This window comes from Pseudomonas putida (genome assembly GCF_002741075.1).
Lineage (GTDB): Bacteria > Pseudomonadota > Gammaproteobacteria > Pseudomonadales > Pseudomonadaceae > Aquipseudomonas > Aquipseudomonas putida_T.
Genome location: NZ_CP016634.1, coordinates 2229344 through 2248510, shown reverse-complemented (window position 1 = coordinate 2248510; position 19167 = coordinate 2229344). Strand labels below are relative to the sequence as shown.

Sequence of the window (19167 nt, the reverse complement as noted above, 5' to 3'; positions counted from 1 at the left end):
CGACACGATGATTCACCTGATTATTTTAAAGGCCTCTGACAAATAGCCCGAGCGTTAGAGTCACTCGGATTCCTTGTCTCTACTGCTCCGGTAGGTACAACGTCGTACTGATACGCCAACACAAACCGCATACCTGCAACGGCCGCGTCATTCAGCCACAGTGAGGAAGTAGCTAGATGTGGCTGTATATAACCCCACTCGGAAGTCACTGTACCCACGGCACGAATGCCTTCACCTTTCGTGGCTTGTGCTTTGGACACGGATGCGAGCCCCAGGGTGTTGCACGCCGTCATGGCAGCATTCCAGTTCAGCGCCTCCTTAGGGATTTCATACCAGTCACGAATGGTGAATGTATAGCTATGGGTGACGGAGCTACCTTTTCGCGTTCCTGTGATCGTGATGGTTCCTGAGGCCCCAGAAGGAGGCGTAAGAAACTTTAAGTATCCTTTTTCACGGACGAGCCATGAAACACTTGAAGTCCAAGAATAATCAGAAGTCCTGGCGTTGTTTGCCAGCACGGGAGAGAAACTTGCATCTGTATGCGCCGTGGTCGGGAAGTTATCTGTGATCGGAAACGTGTGTCCACTTGCAAGGATACCTATGATTTCGGTAGTCAATAGCTCAATGGGTACTCTCAAGGTCTCTATGCTTTTACCGTCGATCTGCGGTGTTACGTAGTACGTTCCTGCTATGTCTCCTGATAGGTAGCTCGAATAAAGACCCCTTACTCCACCTTGCTCTTTAATAGGGGTCAATCGAACGTCAGAGGTTTTATCGCCATTACGGTCAGTTATGATGAAGCTCACTCTGTCGGCGATGCCACTTACAGGGTTGCCGAGGCGATTTTCAACACGGAAGTATGCTTCCGTCGCATGAACGTCATCGGCCAGAATGCGGGGGCTCAACAGCGACAGTCTGGATTTGGCCGGTTCCGGAGGTAGAGCGCTCAGCGTCACATCGAGCTTCAAGGTATCCATCTGATCGTGATCAACTTCTGGTACGAACATGTAGGCCCCTGGCACCAGCCCCCGCACTTTTGCGATATAGACGCCGGTCGTGCCGTCCTCTTGGAAGGCGTCGACAGTTAAGTCAGGAGGCGTCGGTGTTGCGCCCTCGAAATTGGTCACAACCAAACTCAGCCTATTCCCAAGGCCGCTGACAGGCTTGTCATTGATGTCTTTGGCCGTGAAGGTCAGTGTAGAGGCGTCAAGGTTGTCCGCCTCGATGCTGGCGTGTGAGGCGCCGAAATTCGATTTGGTTGCGTCCGGCGGCGGCGCAGTCAGTTGCACCTTAATGGTCAATGCGTCCATGACCTCGCTGTCGATTTGTGGCCTAAGGGTATAAGTGTCTGCCTTGAGACCGCTCGCTGAGGCGGTATAGACCCCGGTCGTGCCGTCCTCCTTGATGGTGCCGATCGTGAAGTCAGGTGGTGTCGGTGACCCTCCAGCGCTGGCGGTGACGAGGAACTTCAGGGTATTGCCCAAACCAGTGACAGGTTTACCGTTCTCGTCCTTGGCCGTGAAGGTCAACTGCGTGAATTGCTTGCCAGTCGCCGGGATGGTCGCCGGCAGGGCTTCGAATTTCGAGTTGCCGAAGGCTGGCGGCAAGGCGACCACTCGCACCGTGGTCGTCACGCCCGTCAGTGCCTGGCGGGCGATGGTCGGGACGAAGGTGTAGGTGCCTGCCTGTGAGCTGCGCAGTGTCGCGGTATAGACGCCGGTGGTGCCGTTCTCCTTGAGCGGGTCGAGCATGATATGGCCCGGTGCCGGTGGTTTGCCGCTGCTGTCGGTGACGTTCAACGCCAATGTGTTGCTCAGGCCGGTGACGGGGTTGCCGTTGATGTCCTTGGCGGCGAATTCAAGCACGGAGGCAGTGTAGTTGTTGCCCGGGATGACGTCTGGCCTGGCCTCGAGGGTGGATGTGGAAGAGGCTGGCGGCAACGCTTTAAGCAGGATTTCAGCACTCAGGCGCCCTACAGGCTGGCTGCCGAAGTACGGGGAGAGGGTGTAACGGCCGGCCAATTTGCCCTTGAGCGTCGCGCTGTAGCGGCCATTGGCGCTTTCCACGATGGCGCTCACTGTCACGTCCGGGGGCGACACGCTGCCCTTGTCGCCCATCACCATGAACTTCAAATCCTTGGCAATGCCTTCCACCGGTGCACCGTTGGCATCATTGGCCTCGAAGGTCAGCACGGTGGTGGTCGTGTCGTTGGCGGGCAGCCTGGCAGGGTTTGCGGCGAACGTGGATTTGCCATCGTCCGGCAGGCTGCTGACGGTGCTGACCCGCGCTGGCGACAGCGCAATCCCTTGCACGGACGGGGTCAAGGTGATCGATTGCGGCGTGGTGCCTGCGGTCACGCGCACTTCATAGTGGCCCGCCGAGACGCGCTCGGGCTTGGCGACCACGATGCCGCCTGCGCGGGCCTGCGCCTCGGTGACGGTGATCTGGATGTCCGCCAGGGCGATGTCCACCGGTTGCTGCTGCTCGTCGCGGATGGCCAGGGTCAGGGTTTCGTAGCTGGTGCCATCGGTCGGCAGCACGGTATTGGCGGGGGTGAAGGTGGAATGGCGTGCACTCACCGCCGGGGCGTTGACGGTGACCCGGGTTTCGCTGCGTGCGGAGCGGTTGCCTTTGCTGTCGACGGCCACGCCGTGGAGGGTGTAGACGTTGGTGGGCTGGGCGCCGGTCTGGTAATCGGGCAACACCACGCTGTAGTGGGGGCCGCCGTCATGGACGAGCTTGCCGCCGGCCTGCAGCAGCGCCGGGGCGGTCCAGTCGATGTGCGACAGCGGGTACTTGCTGTTGACCCACACGCTCAGGGACTTGGTCTCGCCGCCCTGGCCGCTGACGTGGGCGGCGGCGGCCATCTGGATGACCTGCTTCTTGCGGTATTCGAGGACGATGTGGTTGTTGCGCTCGACTAGGTCGTAACGGCTGCCGGCCAGGGTGCGCAGGGCGCCGACGCCAGCGGGGTCGACCTGCTTGGCCCACGGCTCGCCGATCTGGTAGTTGAACTCGGCGCCCACGGTCGTCTCGTTGCCGCCGTTGCCCTTGCGCTGGTCGGCGCTGAGGGTCAGCAGCGGAATGGGCGTGTAGGTGAGGCCGACGGTGACGGCGCTGGGGTCTTTCTTGCGGTTGTCCTTGCCGAACAGGCCGACTTCGTCGCCGTAGTACTGCTCGTAGGTGAGCTTACCGCCGAGCTGCGGCATCGCCGGCAACCAGGCCTCGGTGCGCAGGTCCCAGCCGTTGGCCGGGCGTTCCTGGTAGTCCTCGACGTCGGGGGAATCCTTCCAGCCGGTCAGGCGGGTGTAGCTGTTGGCGTTGACCTTGAGAAAGTCGCGCCAGTATTCGACACCCAGGCCCAGGCGGGCGTGCTGGCGAGACAGGTCGTAGTCCAGAAAGCTGTTGGCGCCGAGCATGTAGCCATCGTTGAAGCGACGCACGCCCAGGCCCAGGGTGGTCTGCTGGCGCTCGTCCTTGCGGTGGATGCTGCCCTGGGCGAACAGCAACTGCTCGGGGGTGTCGTGCAGCGGGGCGAGCAGTTCGACCTGGGAGTTCTTCAGCGAGAGCTTGTCGTCCACATCGATCTGCACGCGGGCGGTGCCGAAGCGGCTGAGCCACTGCTGGGCCTGGCTGCTGGCCTCGCCGGTGGCCAGGCCGCGGGCCATGGAGGCGGCGGCGTCGCTGTTGGGGTCGTTGCTGAGGAAGCTGCCGGTGCTGCTGGCCATGGCGGCGAGCTTGCGGGCCTGCTCGTCTTCGGCCTGGGCGGTGGCGTCCTGGCCTGGCGAGTTGAGGTCCGGCAGCGCATGCGCGGGGGCCGAGGGCACGGACAAGCGATCACCCGGCTTGAGAACATCGAGGTCGCGGCCGGGGTTGAGGGTGCGCAGGGTGGCGATGGTGGTGGCGTAGTGACTAGCAATCGAGGCCAGGCTATCGCCCATGGCGAAGGTGTGGAGGCGGGAAGGCGCGGGTGATTGCTTGGCCGGTTGAGTGGGCGCGGCACTGGCCGAAGGGGTGGCCAATGCCAGGGTCAGGGGAAGAACGGCCTGGACGCCGATGTTGAGCCAGGCCATCCAGCGGATGCCGGAAGAGGCACTGGCGTGAACGTGTTGGTTTTTCATGAAAGTCACGTGGGTAAGTGATACGTAACTTCGCTAGAAAAAAGGCCGAAGAACCTATGGCTCACTCCATGCGTGTATAAATAGATACTTACGCCGCCGAAATGATCTGTAACTTTAAATTGGCGATAGGATTGAACTAATCGGCCTTTCCAGCAAAGCAGTTAAGTTTTACTTAAGCTGTCTGAAGGCGCTTGGGTGGATGAAGGGGCGAGTGCATGCATTTAAGTCCCTTGTATATTTTCAAGGGGAGAAAAATACAAAGAGTTATGCACCCAAGCTGTAAGAAAAGACTGATGATTGGCGTGTAAAATCTGATGGTTTATGAGTGGGCAGGGGCCGGTGGCTCCAGAACCTGGGGAATATACGAGTACCGTTGCGCAGCCCCATGGCTGATGGTCGAGCGCTTTCCACAAAGGAGCAGCCATGAGCACGTCATTGTTCAGCCAGACCCCAATGGTCACGGTACGGGATAACCGCAACCTGGCCGTGAGAGAGATCGCCTTCCACCGCCATCCCGACACCCCGCAAGTGACGGACACGCGCATCACCTACCATCGCCACGATGCCCGTGGCTTTCTGGCCCAGAGCACCGATCCGCGCCTGCGCGAGGCCGGGTTGGCCAACTTCACCTACCTGACGAGCCTTTCCGGTGAGGTCTTGCGCACGCAAAGCGCCGATGCCGGCACATCACTGGCCCTGAGCGATGTCGCCGGTAGGCCGTGCCTGACGCTGCACAACCTCAGCCCCGACAAGGACGACCCGCCCGTGACCTGCACCTGGCAGTACGAGGACGCCTCGCTGCCGGGCCGTCCGCTCAGCGTGACGCAGCAGCTGGCCGGTGCGCCGGCGCGCATCGTCGAACGCTTGGTCTGGGCGGCCCCCACGCCGCAGGCCCAAGCGCAAAACCTGGCTGGCCAGTGCATTCGTCACTACGACACAGCCGGCCTGGAGCGCACCAATAGCATTGCCCTGACCGGCGTGTCTCAGTCGGTCACCCGACAACTGCTCAAGAATGCTGACAACCCTGACACCCTCGTCGATTGGCAGGGCGAGGACGATGCCGGGCTCGAACCCGACGCCCACACCACCCTGACCACCGCCGATGCCACCGGGGCCGTGCTGAGCACCCAGGATGCCGCAGGCCATAAACAGCGCCTGCGCTACGACGTGGCTGGCCAATTGGCTGGCAGTTGGCTCACGCTCAAAGGCGGCACCGAACAGGTGATCGTCAAGGCGCTGAGTTATTCCGCCGCCGGGCAGAAGCTGCGCGAGGAACACGGCAACGGGCTGGTGACGACCTACACCTACGAGCCCAAGACCCAGCGCCTGGCCGCCATCAAGACCGAGCGTCAGGGCAGCGGGGCGAAAGTGCTGCAGGATCTGCGCTACGCCTACGACCCGGTGGGCAACGTGGTGAGCGTGCGTAACGACGCCGAAGCCACGCGCTTCTGGCGCAACCAGAAGGTGGTGCCGGAAAACACCTACGCCTACGACAGTCTGTATCAACTGGTCAGCGCGACGGGACGCGAGATGGCCGACCCTGGCACCTATACCCAGTACACCCGCACCTATGGCTACGACAGCGCGGGCAACCTCACCCGAATCCGCCACAGTGCGCCAGCCAGCGGCAACAGCTACACCACCGACATCACCGTGAGCGAGCGTAGCAACCGGGCGGTGCTGAGCACCTTGGCCAAGGATCCGACCGAAGTGGAGACGCTGTTTAACGCCAGTGGTCAGCAGCGGCTGTTGCTGCCAGGCCAGTCCCTGGCCTGGACACCGCGCGGCGAGTTGCACCAGGTCTTTCCGGTGAAGCGCGAAGGTGGCCTGAGCGACCATGAAAGCTACCGCTATGATCGTGACAGCCAGCGTGTGCTCAAGAGCGGCGTCCAGCAGGCCTCCGGCAGCGTGCAGACACAACGGGTGCTCTATCTGCCCGGGCTTGAGCAGCGGCGCACGGCAACCGGCGACAAGGTCACCGAAGACCTGCAGGTCATCACCGTGGGCGAGGCGGGCCGCGCGCAGGTGCGGGTGCTGCACTGGGCCTTCGGCAAGCCCACCGACCTTACCAACGACCAACTGCGCTACAGCTACGACAACCTATTGGGCAGCAGCGCTCTGGAGGTCGATGGCGTGGGCAACCTGATCAGCCAAGAGGAGTTCTACCCCTTCGGCGGGACGGCGGTCTGGACCCATCGCAACGCGGTGGAGGCGAGCTACAAGACGGTCCGCTACTCAGGCAAGGAGCGGGATGCGACAGGGCTCTATTACTACGGCTATCGCTATTACCAATCCTGGGCCGGGCGATGGCTCAGTACCGACCCGGCTGGCACGGTGGATGGACTGAACCTCTATCGGATGGTCAAGAACAATCCAGTGACTTGGCGCGATGGTGACGGTCGAGAGCAGGCGGTGGGACCGTTGGCCCCGGATGGCACGCCGCTGGCAAAACTATTCGAGTCGGGGGATATCGTCTATGGATTGGACGCACCGCGTAAAAAAGCGGTTGCAGCCCTTGAGGGAGTGGGTGTGAAAAGAAAAGAGGCAAAGGCCTCTCCGACGGGGATGTTACGTCTTTTTAAAAAGAAAAAAGAAAGAAGCCATATCGTTATCCAAAATGATATTACCGACGCTGTCTGGGATCCTGGAAATCCTACCCAATATGCACAAGATAAGGATATAAAAAACCACCTGCATGATTTTAAGCGAGGTATTTCGTTTAGAGAATTTCTCAAAAGTCATGCAGCCTATAATGTCAAAGAGCTGGAGGGCGCGAGACAGCTGAAGGAGAACCCAAGTTTAGTCATGAAACTGGGACCAGAACTATGGAAAAAAACCAGTAAGGCGGGGCTCGCGTTTCAGTTGCTCGATCAGAAAAAAACTGTCCACTTCGTGGTGGACATTATTGAAGATACGCTTGCCGGCGTGGCATCAAAAACGAAAGGCCCCGGTACCAGTATCACGTCGAGTGAACTGCGCTGGCTATATCGCCACCGAGCGCTACCGGAAGTTCAAGCCAATCTGATTTTTTACCGGGAGGGAAAGAAAATCTCCCAAGACGAAATATTTGGGAAGCCTGAATGGGAGAATTACAAGCCGAAGAACAGTACAAGGCGAGCAGGCCCATGACTCACCAATAACCATTGCCTGGCGTGTACTCCAGTACACTGCGCTTGCTCGCCCCGTTTCGCCTTGTCTGGCCTTCGCGCGAACACATTTCGTACAGATCTAGGGTGGGAGGGTCAGCGCGCCTGTCCCGAGCGCTTTTCCCGCAGCGCCTTCGCAACCTCGGCCTCGATCTTGTAGGCCGGCCCCTCGAGCTCTTCATAGTTGCGTGTATAACGCCGGGCAAATTCCTCCACACCCAGCGCCTGGTACTGCTGCACATGCTTGAGCTCATGGGCCCAAAGCGCGACGTTGTCCTCGGCATCCTGGGCGTGGCGGAAGATGATCGTGTCGATCAGCGTCACCGCGTTCACGTCCGGGTTTTGCAACAAGGCATTGGCCGCGCTGACTTGTTGTTCGTCTCCCACCCGATAACGCGCGGCATCGAGCACGGCAAAGTCATACCAGGGCTCTAGCTGGGCACGGATGTGCAGGGGAATCGGCTCGCTGCCTTGGCTGGTGGCTTCGTCGCGGGCCTGGCGCAGGGCGAAGGCCAGGCTGCCGGAGGCCATGAGTTCGACGTCCTTGAGTACCTGCCCGGCCTGGCCGGGGTCGATCGGTGCGCAGAAACACCCCATCAGGCACACCTGGTACTGCCCCGGTGGGCAGGCGTTGTCGGCGAACGCCGGCAAGGCGAAGGCCAGGCCGAGCGCCAGGCTGACGCGCTTCATTCAGGGCTCCCCGTGGCCAGGAGCTGCTCGATACGTCCGCGCTCCCAGATACTCAGCAGATCGGTGGGGTTGGTGCCATAGCGGTGCCAGTCCTGCAGCCCGGCTTCCTGGCCGTCGGGCGTGCGGCAATGGCTGCACTGGGCCAGGCCATCGGCGTCCAGCAGCAAGCGCAGTTGCCAGCCGTCGACACGTACATCGACCTGGCCATCGGGTGTGCGGGTCAGCACCTGCAGCGCATGGACACCGAGAGCGGCATCACGCAGGCGCTGGCAGGCTTCTCGGCTGTTGGGCGGTGGCACGGCGGATCAGAAGTTGGCCGGGGTGTTGGCGCTGATGATCTCGGCCTCGTCGGGGCCGATGTTCTTGAAACTGTGTGGCAGGGTGGTGGGAATGTAGTAGCCATCGCCGGCATTGAGCACGCTCACCTGGCCATCGACCCACAGCTCGATGGTGCCCCGGGTGACCAGGCCGCACTCTTCGCCTTCGGAATGCACGATCGGTTCGCCCGAGTCGGCCCCCGGTGCGTACAGTTCGCGCAGCATGCGCATTTGCCGGCCCGGGACACTGGCGCCGACCAACAGCATGCGCAGGCCGTTGCGGCCCAGGTCGGGTTGTTCGCCACCGCGGAACACATAGCGTTCTTCGCGTACGGGCTCGTCGAAGCTGAAGAATTCCGCCAGGGACATGGGAATGCCTTCAAGCAGCTTTTTCAGGGAACTGACCGACGGGCTGACACGGTTCTGTTCGATCTGCGAGATCGTCGAGTTGGTCAGGCCGCTACGGCGGGCCAGCTCCCGTTGGGAGAGGTTGTTGCGTTCACGCACCAGTTTGAGTCGTGTCCCCGTGTCCATAGCCGCCTTGTTAGATAGAGAGGTGTCAAAAATAATGGGCGACGCATTAAAGCACACTCTGGACGGCAACGCGCTGTGCTTGTCAGGGGTGTTGATCGGCGGGTGTCGGCCATAGCCCGACCAGCAGCAACAGCACGGCCACCGCGGCGAAGGGCAGGGACGGATCAATCGCATAGACCAGGGTGCCGGCCAGTGGCCCGACCACCGCGCCCATGCCCTGGGCCGCGCCGATCGAGCCTGCGGTGGCGCCTTGCTCCGAGGCGTGCATGGCGTTGGCCGCCAGCGCCGAAAATGCCGGGAATACAAACCCCATGCCAGCGGCCGCCACGAAGAACGCCCCCCACAGCCAGGGGGCGCTGCTCGCCAGGGCGGCGCTGGCAAAACCCAGGGCCGAGACGGTGGCGCCCACGCGGATCATCTTCAGGGGTGGCCATTCCAGCCGGCGCAGCAGTACCTGCGCCAGGATCAGCGCGACACCCACGCAGGTGAGGGCGATGCCGGCGGCCTGGGCGGCTTCGACCGAGGCCAGGTGCAGGCGGTCCAGGGCAAAGAAGCCCACGGTGATCTGCGAGACCGTCACGCTGAACATGGCGCTGAAGGCCACCAGCAACGGCCGGCGTAAGCGCCGATCGCGCAGCCGCACGGGGCTTGGGGCATGGCCGTGGGCCAGGGGCTGTGGCTTGAGTTTGAACAGCAGCACGAAGAAGGCACTGGCCGGCAACAGCGACATGACATAGAACGGCATGCTCAGGCTCTCACGGGCCAGCAAGGCAGCCAAGGCCGGGCCCAGCACCAGGCCGACGGCGTTGGCGGCGCCCAGTGAGGCCATTGCCCTGGCCCGGCGTTGAGGTTCGACATGGTCGGCGATCAGGGCATTGGCCCCCACCGGCAGCGCCGCATAGAACGCACCGATCAGGCCCCGGGTGAGCATCAGGCCGATGAAGGCCAGGGTCGCCCCGGGCATCCAGCGCAACGCGCCGTCGATGAACAGGCACAGCGACCAATAGGACAGGGTGAACCCCGCGCTGCCCAGCAGCAGGATGCGTCTGCGGCCAAAGCGGTCGGCGGCACGCCCCCAAGGCCTGGCCAGCATCACCCAGACCACGCCCGCCACGGTCACCGCGGCACCGGCCTGCCAGGTGGCCATGCCCAGCTGGCGGGCGATCGGGCCGATCAACGACACGAACGCCATCATCGACAGGGTGCACGCCCCGCTGATCAGCAGCAGCGGGCGCAGATCCAGGGTCGCGGGAGGGGTCAGGGCAGCAGGGTCCTTTGCAGCGGTCATGGGCAGTCCTATCAGTTGAGGATCAAGGCCCGGGCTGCCCCGCAACGCTCATTCGCCGCGGCGCACAGGGCCAGGCCACATGCTACGCAATACGCCATCCCGGCGCACCCAGGCGTGCATCAACGCCGCGCCCAGGTGCACCAAGACGGTGGCGAACAGCAGATACCCGGCCCAGCCGTGGGCCTGGCGCAACACCGCGTAGAGTCGCAGGTCATGGGGGGCGATGGCCGGCAGTTGCAGTGGGCGCGGGTAGTCGCCGGCCGACAGCATGGCCCAGCCCAGCAACGGCATGGCCAGCATCAGGGCATACAGCAGCAGGTGCGAGGCGCCAGCGGCCAGGCGCTGAACGGGTGGAGTGTCCCTGGGCAGCGGTGGGTGGGGCAGGGTCAGGCGCAGGGCGATGCGCAGCACCACCAGTACCAGCAAGGCCAGGCCCGTGGCCTTGTGCAGGTCGACCAGCAGTGGATGGCGCGGCGACAGGTCGCCCACCATGCTCACGCCGATGAACAACATGGCCAGGATCAGCACGGCCATCAGCCAATGCACCAGCCGGGCGAGGGGATGGAAGACAGTGGCGGTCATGGGTGTGCTCCGGTGGCGAGGGACTCGCGGCTGCGGCGGTTGAAGGACTCCGAGTAGGCGGCCGAACGGGCGGCCAGGATCGGGTCGGCGGAGGGCAGGATGCCGTGGGGCAGGATCAGCGGGTCGAAGTTGATGTCGCGGCAGGCGCCTTGTTCGGGGGCGTCCACCTGCTCGATGACCAGGGTGCCGGCGTCGATGCGGCGCCGCTCGCCGGGCCAGGGGCGAGAGGCGTCGTTCACCGGGTCGCCGGGCTCGGCGAGGACCAGGCGCAACGTCCAGCGCAGCGGGCCTTGTGCTAGGCGCCGTTGCAAGTCGTGCTGCAGGAATTGCTTGTCCTCGATCTGCGCCGGCAGCGCCGCGAACGGTGTCTGCGGTTCCAGCTGCCAGCGCACCGGATGGGTCATGCCGCCATGGTCCTTGAGCAGGAAGGCGTTGATGCTGTGGTACTGAGTGCTGGCGAAGCTGTCGCTTGGCGTGTAGCTCGAGGCCCACTGACGGAAGGCCGCGCTTTCGGGGTGGGCTGCGAAGAAGGCCTGCATCTTCGCAGGGTCCGGCTTACCGGTGGCAGGGGCTGGGGTCATGGCCAGCACTTGGTCATAGAAGGCCTGCGGCGTGCCGATGGCCAGCACGGGAGGGTTGTTCATGCCGGTCCGCCAGATCTGCCCGTCATCGGTGCTGAACTGCAGGGCCAGGCTGCGTACCGGGATGCTGGTGTCCGGCGCGAAGGGGTTGGCGCCACCGATAGCGAAGCGGCCGATCACCGGCACGCGAGGCTGGCTGAACACCCGCGCGCTGGACAGCGGCTCGGCCAACCCGCTGCTCTGGAAGTAGCCACTGACACACAAGCCTTTGGCGTGGTTCTTGCGATAGCCGGGGTGATGGCCGGCCTGGGCCTCGAAGGTATCGATGATGCGCTGGGGCGTCAGGCTCGGGGCGCCGATCCAGCCGGCGGCATAGGCGAACCCGGCGCCCAGGGCCAGCAGGCCCGCGCCGATGGCCGCCAGGCGCAAGGCCTTGGCCGGGCCGTGCAGAGGAGTCGTCATGGTCAGGTTCCACACAGTGAGTGAGCCGGTACGACGGGTCGGTCAGGGATTTATTCCCAGCATGGGAATAAATCTCGTGCCGGCCCGTCTGGCTCTTTAGACTGACCATCAAAGGGCCCGGTACCTGACCATGCATGACCTGGATGAACACCAATGGCGCGAGCTGCTGCAACGGCTGCGTCGCTTCGCGTTGTGGCTGTGCCGCGACTCAGGCAGCGCCGACGACCTGGTCCAGGCCACCGTCGAGCGTGCCTTGAGCCGCCGCGGGCAACAGCGTGAGGGTGACAACCTTCGCGCCTGGCTGTTCACCATCCTTTATCGCTTGTTTCTCGACGGCAAGCGCCGCGAGCGCCTGCATGCCCGTTGGCTGGCCTGGTTCGGACGCGGCCAGGAGGAGCCGGTGGGCGGCGAAACCGAGCGCATCGTCCAGGCCCATGCCGACCTTGCGGCCTTCGCCCGGCTCAGCACCGAGCAGCGGGCGCTGCTCTTGCTGGTGAGCGTCGAAGGGCTGAGCTACAAAGAGGCCGCCCAAGCGTTGGGCATCCCCATCGGTACGGTGATGTCGCGCCTGTCGCGCGCCCGTGCCGCCCTGCGTGACCTGACCGAGGGCAACCCGACGCCCCCGGCTTTGCGGAGACTCAAATGACGCGGTTGATTCCCACAGAGCATGAGCTGCATGCCTACGTCGATGACCGGCTCGACCCGGTGCGCCGGGCTCAGGTACAAGCCTGGCTGGCGGCCAATCCGCAGGAGGCGGCGCGGGTGGAGGCCTGGCGCAGCGATGCCCGGCGCCTGCGCGCGGCCCTGGCGGGCTTCGGCCAGAACACCCCCGCTGCGGAGCTGGACCTTGGCCAACTGCGCCGACGCCTGCGTCAGCGTCGCCAGCGCCAATGGGCATCGGCGGCGCTGCTGCTTTTAGCGCTGGGCGTGGGCGGGTTCGGCGGCTGGCAAGCCCGCGAGGCGACGCTGGTGGCCGACACCCTGCCGATGGCCGACGCGGTACAGGCCCATCGCCTGTTCGCAGGCGGCACGACGCTGGACGTCCAGGCCGGCGACCCGCAGCACCTGCAGGCTTGGCTTGAGCGTCACTTTGACCGCGTGGGGCAGTTGCCCGATCTTGCCGCGTATGGGTTTCGGCCGGTCGGCGCGCGGCTGCTGAGCAATGAGCAGGGCCCGGCGGCGTTGCTGGTGTTCCAGGACAACAAGGGGGAACGGGTCAGCCTGTTCCTGCGTTCGCCCAGCGAACGTTTTGCCCGCATGCCCAGCGGACAACGTACGGAGGGCCAGCTCGAAGCGCGCTACTGGTCTCACGGCGCCTACAACTTCGCCTTGGTGGGTGCAGCCGACGATGGGCGCGCCGATCAGTTGCGACAGGCTTTGGGGGTAAGCCTGTAGCCTGCGTGGGCGAACGTAACTATTTAACGCGTGCGCCTGGACCGTCCTCTTTAGCCTCACCGCTTCATTATTCGGTGAGGGTTTCGCGGTATGGGTAACGCCAATGTCAACAACAGCGCACAATCGACGGCCATGGACACAGTGGCCATGGCGCAGCAGTTCCAGGACCGCCTGATCGCCAAGCGCCTGCCTGACTGGATGGGCAAAGTCCGTGTGCCTGATTTCCCGCTGTTGAGGGAGGCGCTGGTCACCGGCCTGCAAAGCCGTCAGCAATTGGCCAAGTGCTGGAGCAGGATCGAAGGCCTCGACAGTTTCTGCTCCACACGTCTGAACACTGCCCTGAAAAAGCGTTTCGACACCCCGTTGGATGCCGAAAAGCATTTCCTGCGCCAGTGGTATGTCTACACGAGTCCTGAACGCAGCTACTACACCAGCCATTATCCGACACCGGAGTCCGATTACTTCGACGTGTCGTTGCTCAGCGCGGCAATGTCCAACTTCAGCAAGGAACAGGCCGCCGAGGGTGGGCAGCATGTGCGTAACACGCTGGTCGATGGACCGGGCGTCACTGTCACGAACCCCTCGGTGTTGGCGTTTGCAGGTTTTTGCCGGGAACTGGACCTGGGAGGGCAGTATCAGCGCCATCTGGAAGCGGTGCTCGAGGGCAACGGGCAGAGGCAAGACGCCCAGGACTGCAAGGCCTTGCTGCAGACGCAATATCGCTGCAACTTGCTGGTGGACGCCTTCAAGGCCCACGCCGAGGGCGTGCTCCGGGATGTGGAGCTTGAGCTGATGATTCATTTGTACACCCACGGCACCCTCGGACGGCTCGAAGGAGCACCGGTGGTCGCCAAGCAACTCAAGGCGTTCGATTGCCACCTGCAGCAGATCGTGGTGTTCGACGTGATCGAGGAAGGTGTGCTGCTCAACAGCAGCAAGCGGGTGCTGGTGTATATCCCAGGAGATCGACAAGGCGCCTGGTGTACCGCCAATAACCTGGAGAGCTTTACCAGGAAGATCCTGGGCAAGCGCCTGCGTGAGGAGGGCTACCGGCAGTTCTTCGAGCGTTTCGTCCTTCAGCGCGACCGCCCGGCCTTTTTTGCCAGTGTCCAACAGCGGGTCGGCGATGTGACCGATTGGGCCACGCGGGAGCTGGACCAGCACATGAAGGTCTACCCGACCCCCTTGTTCGAACACCTGGCGACGATGCGCATCCAGCAAATCAAGGACGATGCGGCCATGTTCGCAACGCCTGTTGCCCGGATCGACCAGGACACCGTTTTGGCCAAGAACGAGCGACGGCACGCGCAAGGGATGGCGCTTTTGGCATTGGCAGGGCTGTTCATCCCGGTGGTGGGCGCGGCCTTGCTGGCGGTGATGGCCTGGGAGCTGCTCAGCGAGGTGTTCCAGTCGGTCAAGGACTGGCGGGAGGGGGACACCAATGCGGCCTTGGACCACTTGGTGAACGTGGGCAAGGATCTGGCCTTGCTCGCCACCACCAGTGCCGGGGTCGTGGCGGCGCGGTCACTGTGGACGCGCAGCGTGATGGTCGACGGCCTGGTACCGGCGGTACTGGAAGATGGCAGCGAACGACTCTGGAACCAGGATCTGGCGCCTTACGTCAGCGAGCCGCCCCCTGCTCAGGCCACTGTCGATGAAAGTGGGATCCACCGTCTGGGCGAGCAAGCGTGGATCGAGATGGAAGGTCATTACTACCCGGTCTACTCAACAGCTCAAAGCGATGATTGGTACCTACAGCCTTATGACAATCACGCGCCATTGCTCGAACACAATGGCGCCGGCGCCTGGCGGCTGTGGAGCGAGCGTCCTGCAGAATGGCGGGGCCGTGAACGTTTGTTTCGAAGGCTAGGCGCCACGTTCGGGAGCCTGAGCGATCAGCAGATCGGCCAGGTGCTGCTGGCCCACGGCTTGGAGGAGGACCACCTGCGGGCCGTGCATGTCTTTGCCAACGTTCCCGAGGCGGAACTGACCGATACGGTGAACCGATTCGTGCTGGCCAACCGGATCGTTGAGCTCAGCAATCGCTTGCAGGCCGGCTTGAGCGTGACGGACCAGGCGCTGCTCGAACAAGCGCAAGACCTGCCAGGCGCATCAGGGCTTCAAGGCGAGGCCCTGGCCGAGCGCGTCTGGGACCAGCGGCGGCTCTTGCTGCAGCGGCTCTACGACAAAAGCAACGTGAGTGATGATGCCTCGGTGCAAGCCTTGCGCCGGGACTTCACCAGTTTGCATCGCCTGGCTGCCGAGCAGTTGTTGAGCACGGCGAGCGATGGCGACCGTCAATTGCTGGAGGAAACCGGACGCGTGCCCTTGACCCTGGCTCAGGCCGCGCGGCAACGGGCGCTGCGCATCCGGGTGGCGCGGGTATTCGAGGGCCTGTTCATCGACGCTCCGCAGACGCTCGACCTGGCCCGTTGCGTCATCAAGCTCATCGACACATTGCCGGGCGCGCCTCAGGGGCGGCATTGGGTGCTGTTCGACGGGGACGGCCTGCTGGTGCCGCATCCTGCGAACGAGGCTCGTGAGACGATCCACCTCAGTCACCAGGAAGGTGTCTTCGTGCTGCGTGATGAGCGCGGCCAGGCGCTTGACCAGCCCGGCGAGTTGTTCGAGGTGTTGGCTGATGTGTTCACCGAGGCGCAGCGAAGGGCAATGAACATTGGCGAGCCGTTCGCCCAACAGCTTCGTCAGACGCTGGCCACGCACGTCGCTTCCCGTCGCATGGAGCTGGCCGGGCTCTTGGGGCGGGAACAGCCCACTCCTTCGTTCTTGATTCCGTTGCGCCTGGACGATGGCAGGATCGGCTACCCCTTGAGCGGAGGACGGCGGGTGTTTGGCTTTGGCAGCCCCCGGTCATTGGTGGCCAAGCTTCGGTATCTGTATCCCAGCTTCAGCGATGAGGAGGTCGACAGCTGGTTGCGGGCCATGTGGGAGGGCGATCGGGACTTGCAGGGCACGCTCGGTGATCTGGAGGCGCAGTACGAACTGCTGCGCAGCACCCTGACGGACTGGCAGCGAGAGGGGTACCTGCGTTTTGAGCGGGGCTCGCGGTATCACATGCGTAAGGAACTCATTCGCTGTTGGCGCCTGCTGATACCTGAGCAACCCAAGCCGTCCGAGGAAAAGACTGGCTTCCGGTTTTCCCTCAGAGGCCTGGATGTGACTACATTGCCGGACCTGCCCGAGCCGATCAGTTTTGCCCATATTTCAGCCATTGACTTCCACGCGATGAAGCTGAGGGATGTGTCCGACGGGTTCTTGCGTGCTTTTCCAAAGCTGATCGCGCTGGAGGTTACCCATTGCAAACTGCAACGGTTCCCGCTGATGAAGGACCTGCGCAAGCGTCTGCGCGTGCTCGACCTATCGGACAACAAGATCAGCCTCGATACCGAGCAGGTGCAACTGATCAACGAATGCAAGTCATTGGTGTATTTGAATCTTTCGCGCAATCCGCTGCATCAGCGGTTTTCGGTCACAGGCATGCGCAGGCTGGCGACGTTGGTGCTTCGCAATGCCCATCTGCACTACATGCCCTTTGGCGTGGAGTTGCATCAGGCGCTGTATGAGCTGGACATGCTGGGCAACAACCTCAAGGCGCTGCCGGAGGGCTTTACCGATTCCTCGCTGTGGCGTCAGGGCAGAGTGCGGTTCGAAAGCAAGCACTTGGGCATGTCGCTGGAGGAAACAAGGGCCTGGTATCGGCCAGACGACGGCAAGGTTCCGCCGCGTTTGCTCTGGCTGGACCGCGTCGATGCCGACGACCGGGAGGAAATGGCGCGGCTTTGGCATTTAATGGTGAGCCAGCCCAACGCGTCGGATTACGTCGACTTGTTGGGACGGCTGGTGCAGTCCGAGGATTTTGCCCACGACAGCACCGCACGTGATCTGGCCTATCGCGTCTTCGACATGCTGGAGGTCATGGCGGATGACGAGTCGCTGTGCACGCAGTTGTTGGCGGCGGCCGAAATCCGTACGTGTGGCGACAACGCCCTGTTGCGTTTCAGCGACCTGGAAATCTGGATGCTGGCGTGGGAGGCCGAACAAGGCGACTTCACAGTCGATCCTGAGCCTGGTCTGCTGCAATTGGGGGCCCAGCTTTGGCGGCAAAATGCCTTGGATGATTATGCTAGGCGTTTTGCCATTGACATGCCCGGCGATGTGGATGAAGTCGAGGTGGTGCTTGCATTTCGGGTTCGTCTGTTCGACGACCTGGACCTGCCGGGTAACCGCAGCCGCCTACGGTTTTCGGGAGCTGTGGGGGATATCGACGAGGGCGTGGAGAGTGCCCGAAGCACCATATTGGGCAACCAGACCGAGGACACGCTGCTGTTGTGGATGGTCGAGCAACGTTTCTGGACCAAGTACCTGGAGCGTTCCTATGGGTCCAAACTCAAGCTACCGCGCCGGTTTCGCGACAGGGAGCAGGTACTGAGCAGTCAGGAAGGATCCGAGCAAGCGCTGCAGGCGCTTCAGGAGGAGGTGGAACAGTGGCGGCTTGACCAGCGCCTGGCGCTGACCAAGGCCGCGATGCGACGGGTGACGCCGGGTTGGCGGCTTCCCGTGCTCTGACGAACCGGTCTAGCCCAGCGTGCGCTCCAGCGCGCCGAGCACCAGGCTTTGCATCAAGGCCAGGCCCTGGTCGCTGTCCAAGCCACGGCCACGCAGCAGTCCGGGCAACTGGTTGAGCAAGGTGGCCAGCACATGCCCGGTGGCCGCCAAGGCCTGGCCTTGCAGCCGGGCCTGTGGCGCGATCAGGTGCAGCAGGCCCTTTTCGTACCGCCCCCGTGCAGTGGCCAGGCGGGCCTGCTGCTCTTCGCTCAGGCAGCAGACGTCGCGTTCGGCCAGGCGAAACTGCAAGGGGCGCTCCTCGTGCAACTGCCAGTGCGCGGCAATCAGGCAAGGCAGCACCGCCTGGCCACGGGCGAGGGCTCGCCGGCCTTGATCGAGGGTCGCCTGCAGCTCTTCGTACAACTCCTCGATCAAGTCGTACAAAAGGTCCTGCTTGCTGGGGAAATGGTGGTACAGCGAGCCTGCGGTCAGGCCCACATGCGCTGCCAATTCGCGCATGCTGACCTGGCCAAAGCCTTTTTCGGCGAAGAGCGCCATGGCCTTGTCGCGGCGCTCTTCGAAGCTTGCACAGCGTAGGGCGGCAGTGACTGGCATGGCGCTCGCTCCCGATCAGTAGGTGAAGAAACCGCGACCGCTCTTGCGCCCCAGGTAGCCGGCGGCGACCATTTCCTTGAGCAGCGGGGCAGGGCGGTACTTGCTGTCGTTGAAGCCCTCATGGAAGGCCTCCATGATCGCCAGCAAGGTGTCCAGGCCGATCAGGTCGGCCAGGGCCAGCGGGCCGATCGGCTGGTTGCAGCCCAGGCGCATGCCGGTGTCGATGTCCTCGGCACTGGCCAGGCCTTCCTGGCGGACGAAGATCGCCTCATTGATCATCGGCACCAGGATGCGGTTGACCACGAAGCCTGGGCGGTTGCCGGCGGTGATCGGCGTCTTGCCCAGTTTCTCGGTGACCACCAGGGCCTGGGCGTAGGTGCTGTCGCTGGTCTGCAGGCCGCGGATGATCTCCACCAGGGCCATCATCGGCACCGGGTTGAAGAAGTGCACGCCGATGAAGCGCTCCGGGTGCTCGATGCTGGCGGCCAGGGCGGTGACCGACAGCGACGAGGTGTTGGTGGCGATCAGGCAGTCATTGCCGACGTTGGCTGCCACCTGTTTGAGGATGCGCTGCTTGAGCTCGAGGTTCTCGGTAGCCGCCTCGATCACCAGTTGCGCGCTGCCCAGGTCGGCATAGTCGGTGCTGGTGCGGATGCGGGTCTTGGCTGCCTCGGCCTTGTCGGCCTCCAGGGTGCCTTTGTTGACCTGGCGCTCCAGGTTCTTGCCCAGGGTGGCCACGCCACGCTCCAGGGCCGCCTGCGAGACGTCGATCAGCAGAACCTGGTAACCGGCCACCGCGCACACCTGGGCAATGCCGTTGCCCATGGTGCCGGCGCCGATCACGGCGATGTGTTGAATGCTCACGTTCTG

Annotated in this window: 13 protein-coding genes; 4 read left to right on the top strand and 9 right to left on the bottom strand. The window is 63.2% G+C overall.

Features of this window, described 5'->3' with window-relative positions:
* Positions 1-20: 20 nt before the first annotated feature.
* Positions 21-4073 carry an inverse autotransporter beta domain-containing protein gene (locus IEC33019_RS10320; RefSeq protein WP_172959807.1) on the bottom strand — a complete coding sequence of 1351 codons (4053 nt, stop codon included), beginning with the start codon at positions 4071-4073 and terminating at the stop codon, positions 21-23.
* Positions 4074-4544: 471 nt separating this feature from the next.
* On the opposite strand from IEC33019_RS10320, the gene IEC33019_RS10315 reads away from it, so the two are divergent.
* Positions 4545-7250: an RHS repeat-associated core domain-containing protein gene (locus tag IEC33019_RS10315; protein WP_099593402.1), complete on the top strand. Its 2706-nt coding sequence runs from the start codon at positions 4545-4547 to the stop codon at positions 7248-7250.
* A 113-nt stretch (positions 7251-7363) separates the two neighbouring features.
* Here the strand turns inward: IEC33019_RS10315 and IEC33019_RS10310 are convergent, their stop codons facing one another.
* The 6 genes from IEC33019_RS10310 to IEC33019_RS10285 form a co-directional block, all read right to left on the bottom strand.
* A complete protein-coding gene (locus tag IEC33019_RS10310; RefSeq protein WP_070094100.1) occupies positions 7364-7957 on the bottom strand; it encodes an eCIS core domain-containing protein in 594 nt (197 codons plus the stop codon).
* Positions 7954-8256 carry a DUF7693 family protein gene (locus tag IEC33019_RS10305; RefSeq protein WP_070094099.1) on the bottom strand — a complete coding sequence of 101 codons (303 nt, stop codon included), beginning with the start codon at positions 8254-8256 and terminating at the stop codon, positions 7954-7956. The genes IEC33019_RS10310 and IEC33019_RS10305 overlap by 4 nt, the downstream gene beginning before the upstream one ends.
* A gap of 6 nt (positions 8257-8262) precedes the next feature.
* The gene (locus IEC33019_RS10300) at positions 8263-8808 is read right to left on the bottom strand and encodes a cupin domain-containing protein (RefSeq protein ID WP_043214747.1); all 546 of its coding nucleotides are present in this window, start codon (positions 8806-8808) and stop codon (positions 8263-8265) included.
* 82 nt (positions 8809-8890) lie between these two features.
* On the bottom strand, positions 8891-10096 hold the full coding sequence (locus IEC33019_RS10295) for an MFS transporter (RefSeq protein WP_070094098.1): 1206 nt from the start codon (positions 10094-10096) through the stop codon (positions 8891-8893).
* 48 nt (positions 10097-10144) lie between these two features.
* Positions 10145-10678, bottom strand: coding sequence for a cytochrome b (locus IEC33019_RS10290; protein ID WP_070094097.1), 534 nt, complete (start codon positions 10676-10678; stop codon positions 10145-10147).
* The gene (locus IEC33019_RS10285) at positions 10675-11727 is read right to left on the bottom strand and encodes a catalase family peroxidase (protein WP_070094102.1); all 1053 of its coding nucleotides are present in this window, start codon (positions 11725-11727) and stop codon (positions 10675-10677) included. The genes IEC33019_RS10290 and IEC33019_RS10285 overlap by 4 nt, the downstream gene beginning before the upstream one ends.
* A 124-nt stretch (positions 11728-11851) precedes the next feature.
* Between IEC33019_RS10285 and IEC33019_RS10280 the strand changes: the two genes are divergently transcribed.
* From IEC33019_RS10280 to IEC33019_RS10270, 3 genes are all read left to right on the top strand, one after another.
* A complete protein-coding gene (locus tag IEC33019_RS10280) occupies positions 11852-12367 on the top strand; it encodes a sigma-70 family RNA polymerase sigma factor (protein WP_070094096.1) in 516 nt (171 codons plus the stop codon).
* A complete protein-coding gene (locus IEC33019_RS10275) occupies positions 12364-13116 on the top strand; it encodes an anti-sigma factor family protein (protein ID WP_070094095.1) in 753 nt (250 codons plus the stop codon). Before IEC33019_RS10280 ends, IEC33019_RS10275 begins: the two co-directional genes overlap by 4 nt.
* 90 nt (positions 13117-13206) lie before the next feature.
* Complete coding sequence (locus IEC33019_RS10270; protein WP_099593399.1) at positions 13207-17703, top strand: NEL-type E3 ubiquitin ligase domain-containing protein; 4497 nt, start codon at positions 13207-13209, stop codon at positions 17701-17703.
* A gap of 9 nt (positions 17704-17712) precedes the next feature.
* Here IEC33019_RS10270 and IEC33019_RS10265 read toward each other — a convergent pair whose 3' ends face one another.
* Positions 17713-18297 (bottom strand): TetR/AcrR family transcriptional regulator, encoded by a 585-nt coding sequence (locus tag IEC33019_RS10265; protein WP_070094093.1) that lies wholly within the window; start codon positions 18295-18297, stop codon positions 17713-17715.
* Between the two features lie 15 nt (positions 18298-18312).
* On the bottom strand, positions 18313-19161 hold the full coding sequence (locus IEC33019_RS10260; RefSeq protein ID WP_070094092.1) for a 3-hydroxybutyryl-CoA dehydrogenase: 849 nt from the start codon (positions 19159-19161) through the stop codon (positions 18313-18315).
* Positions 19162-19167: the final 6 nt, after the last annotated feature.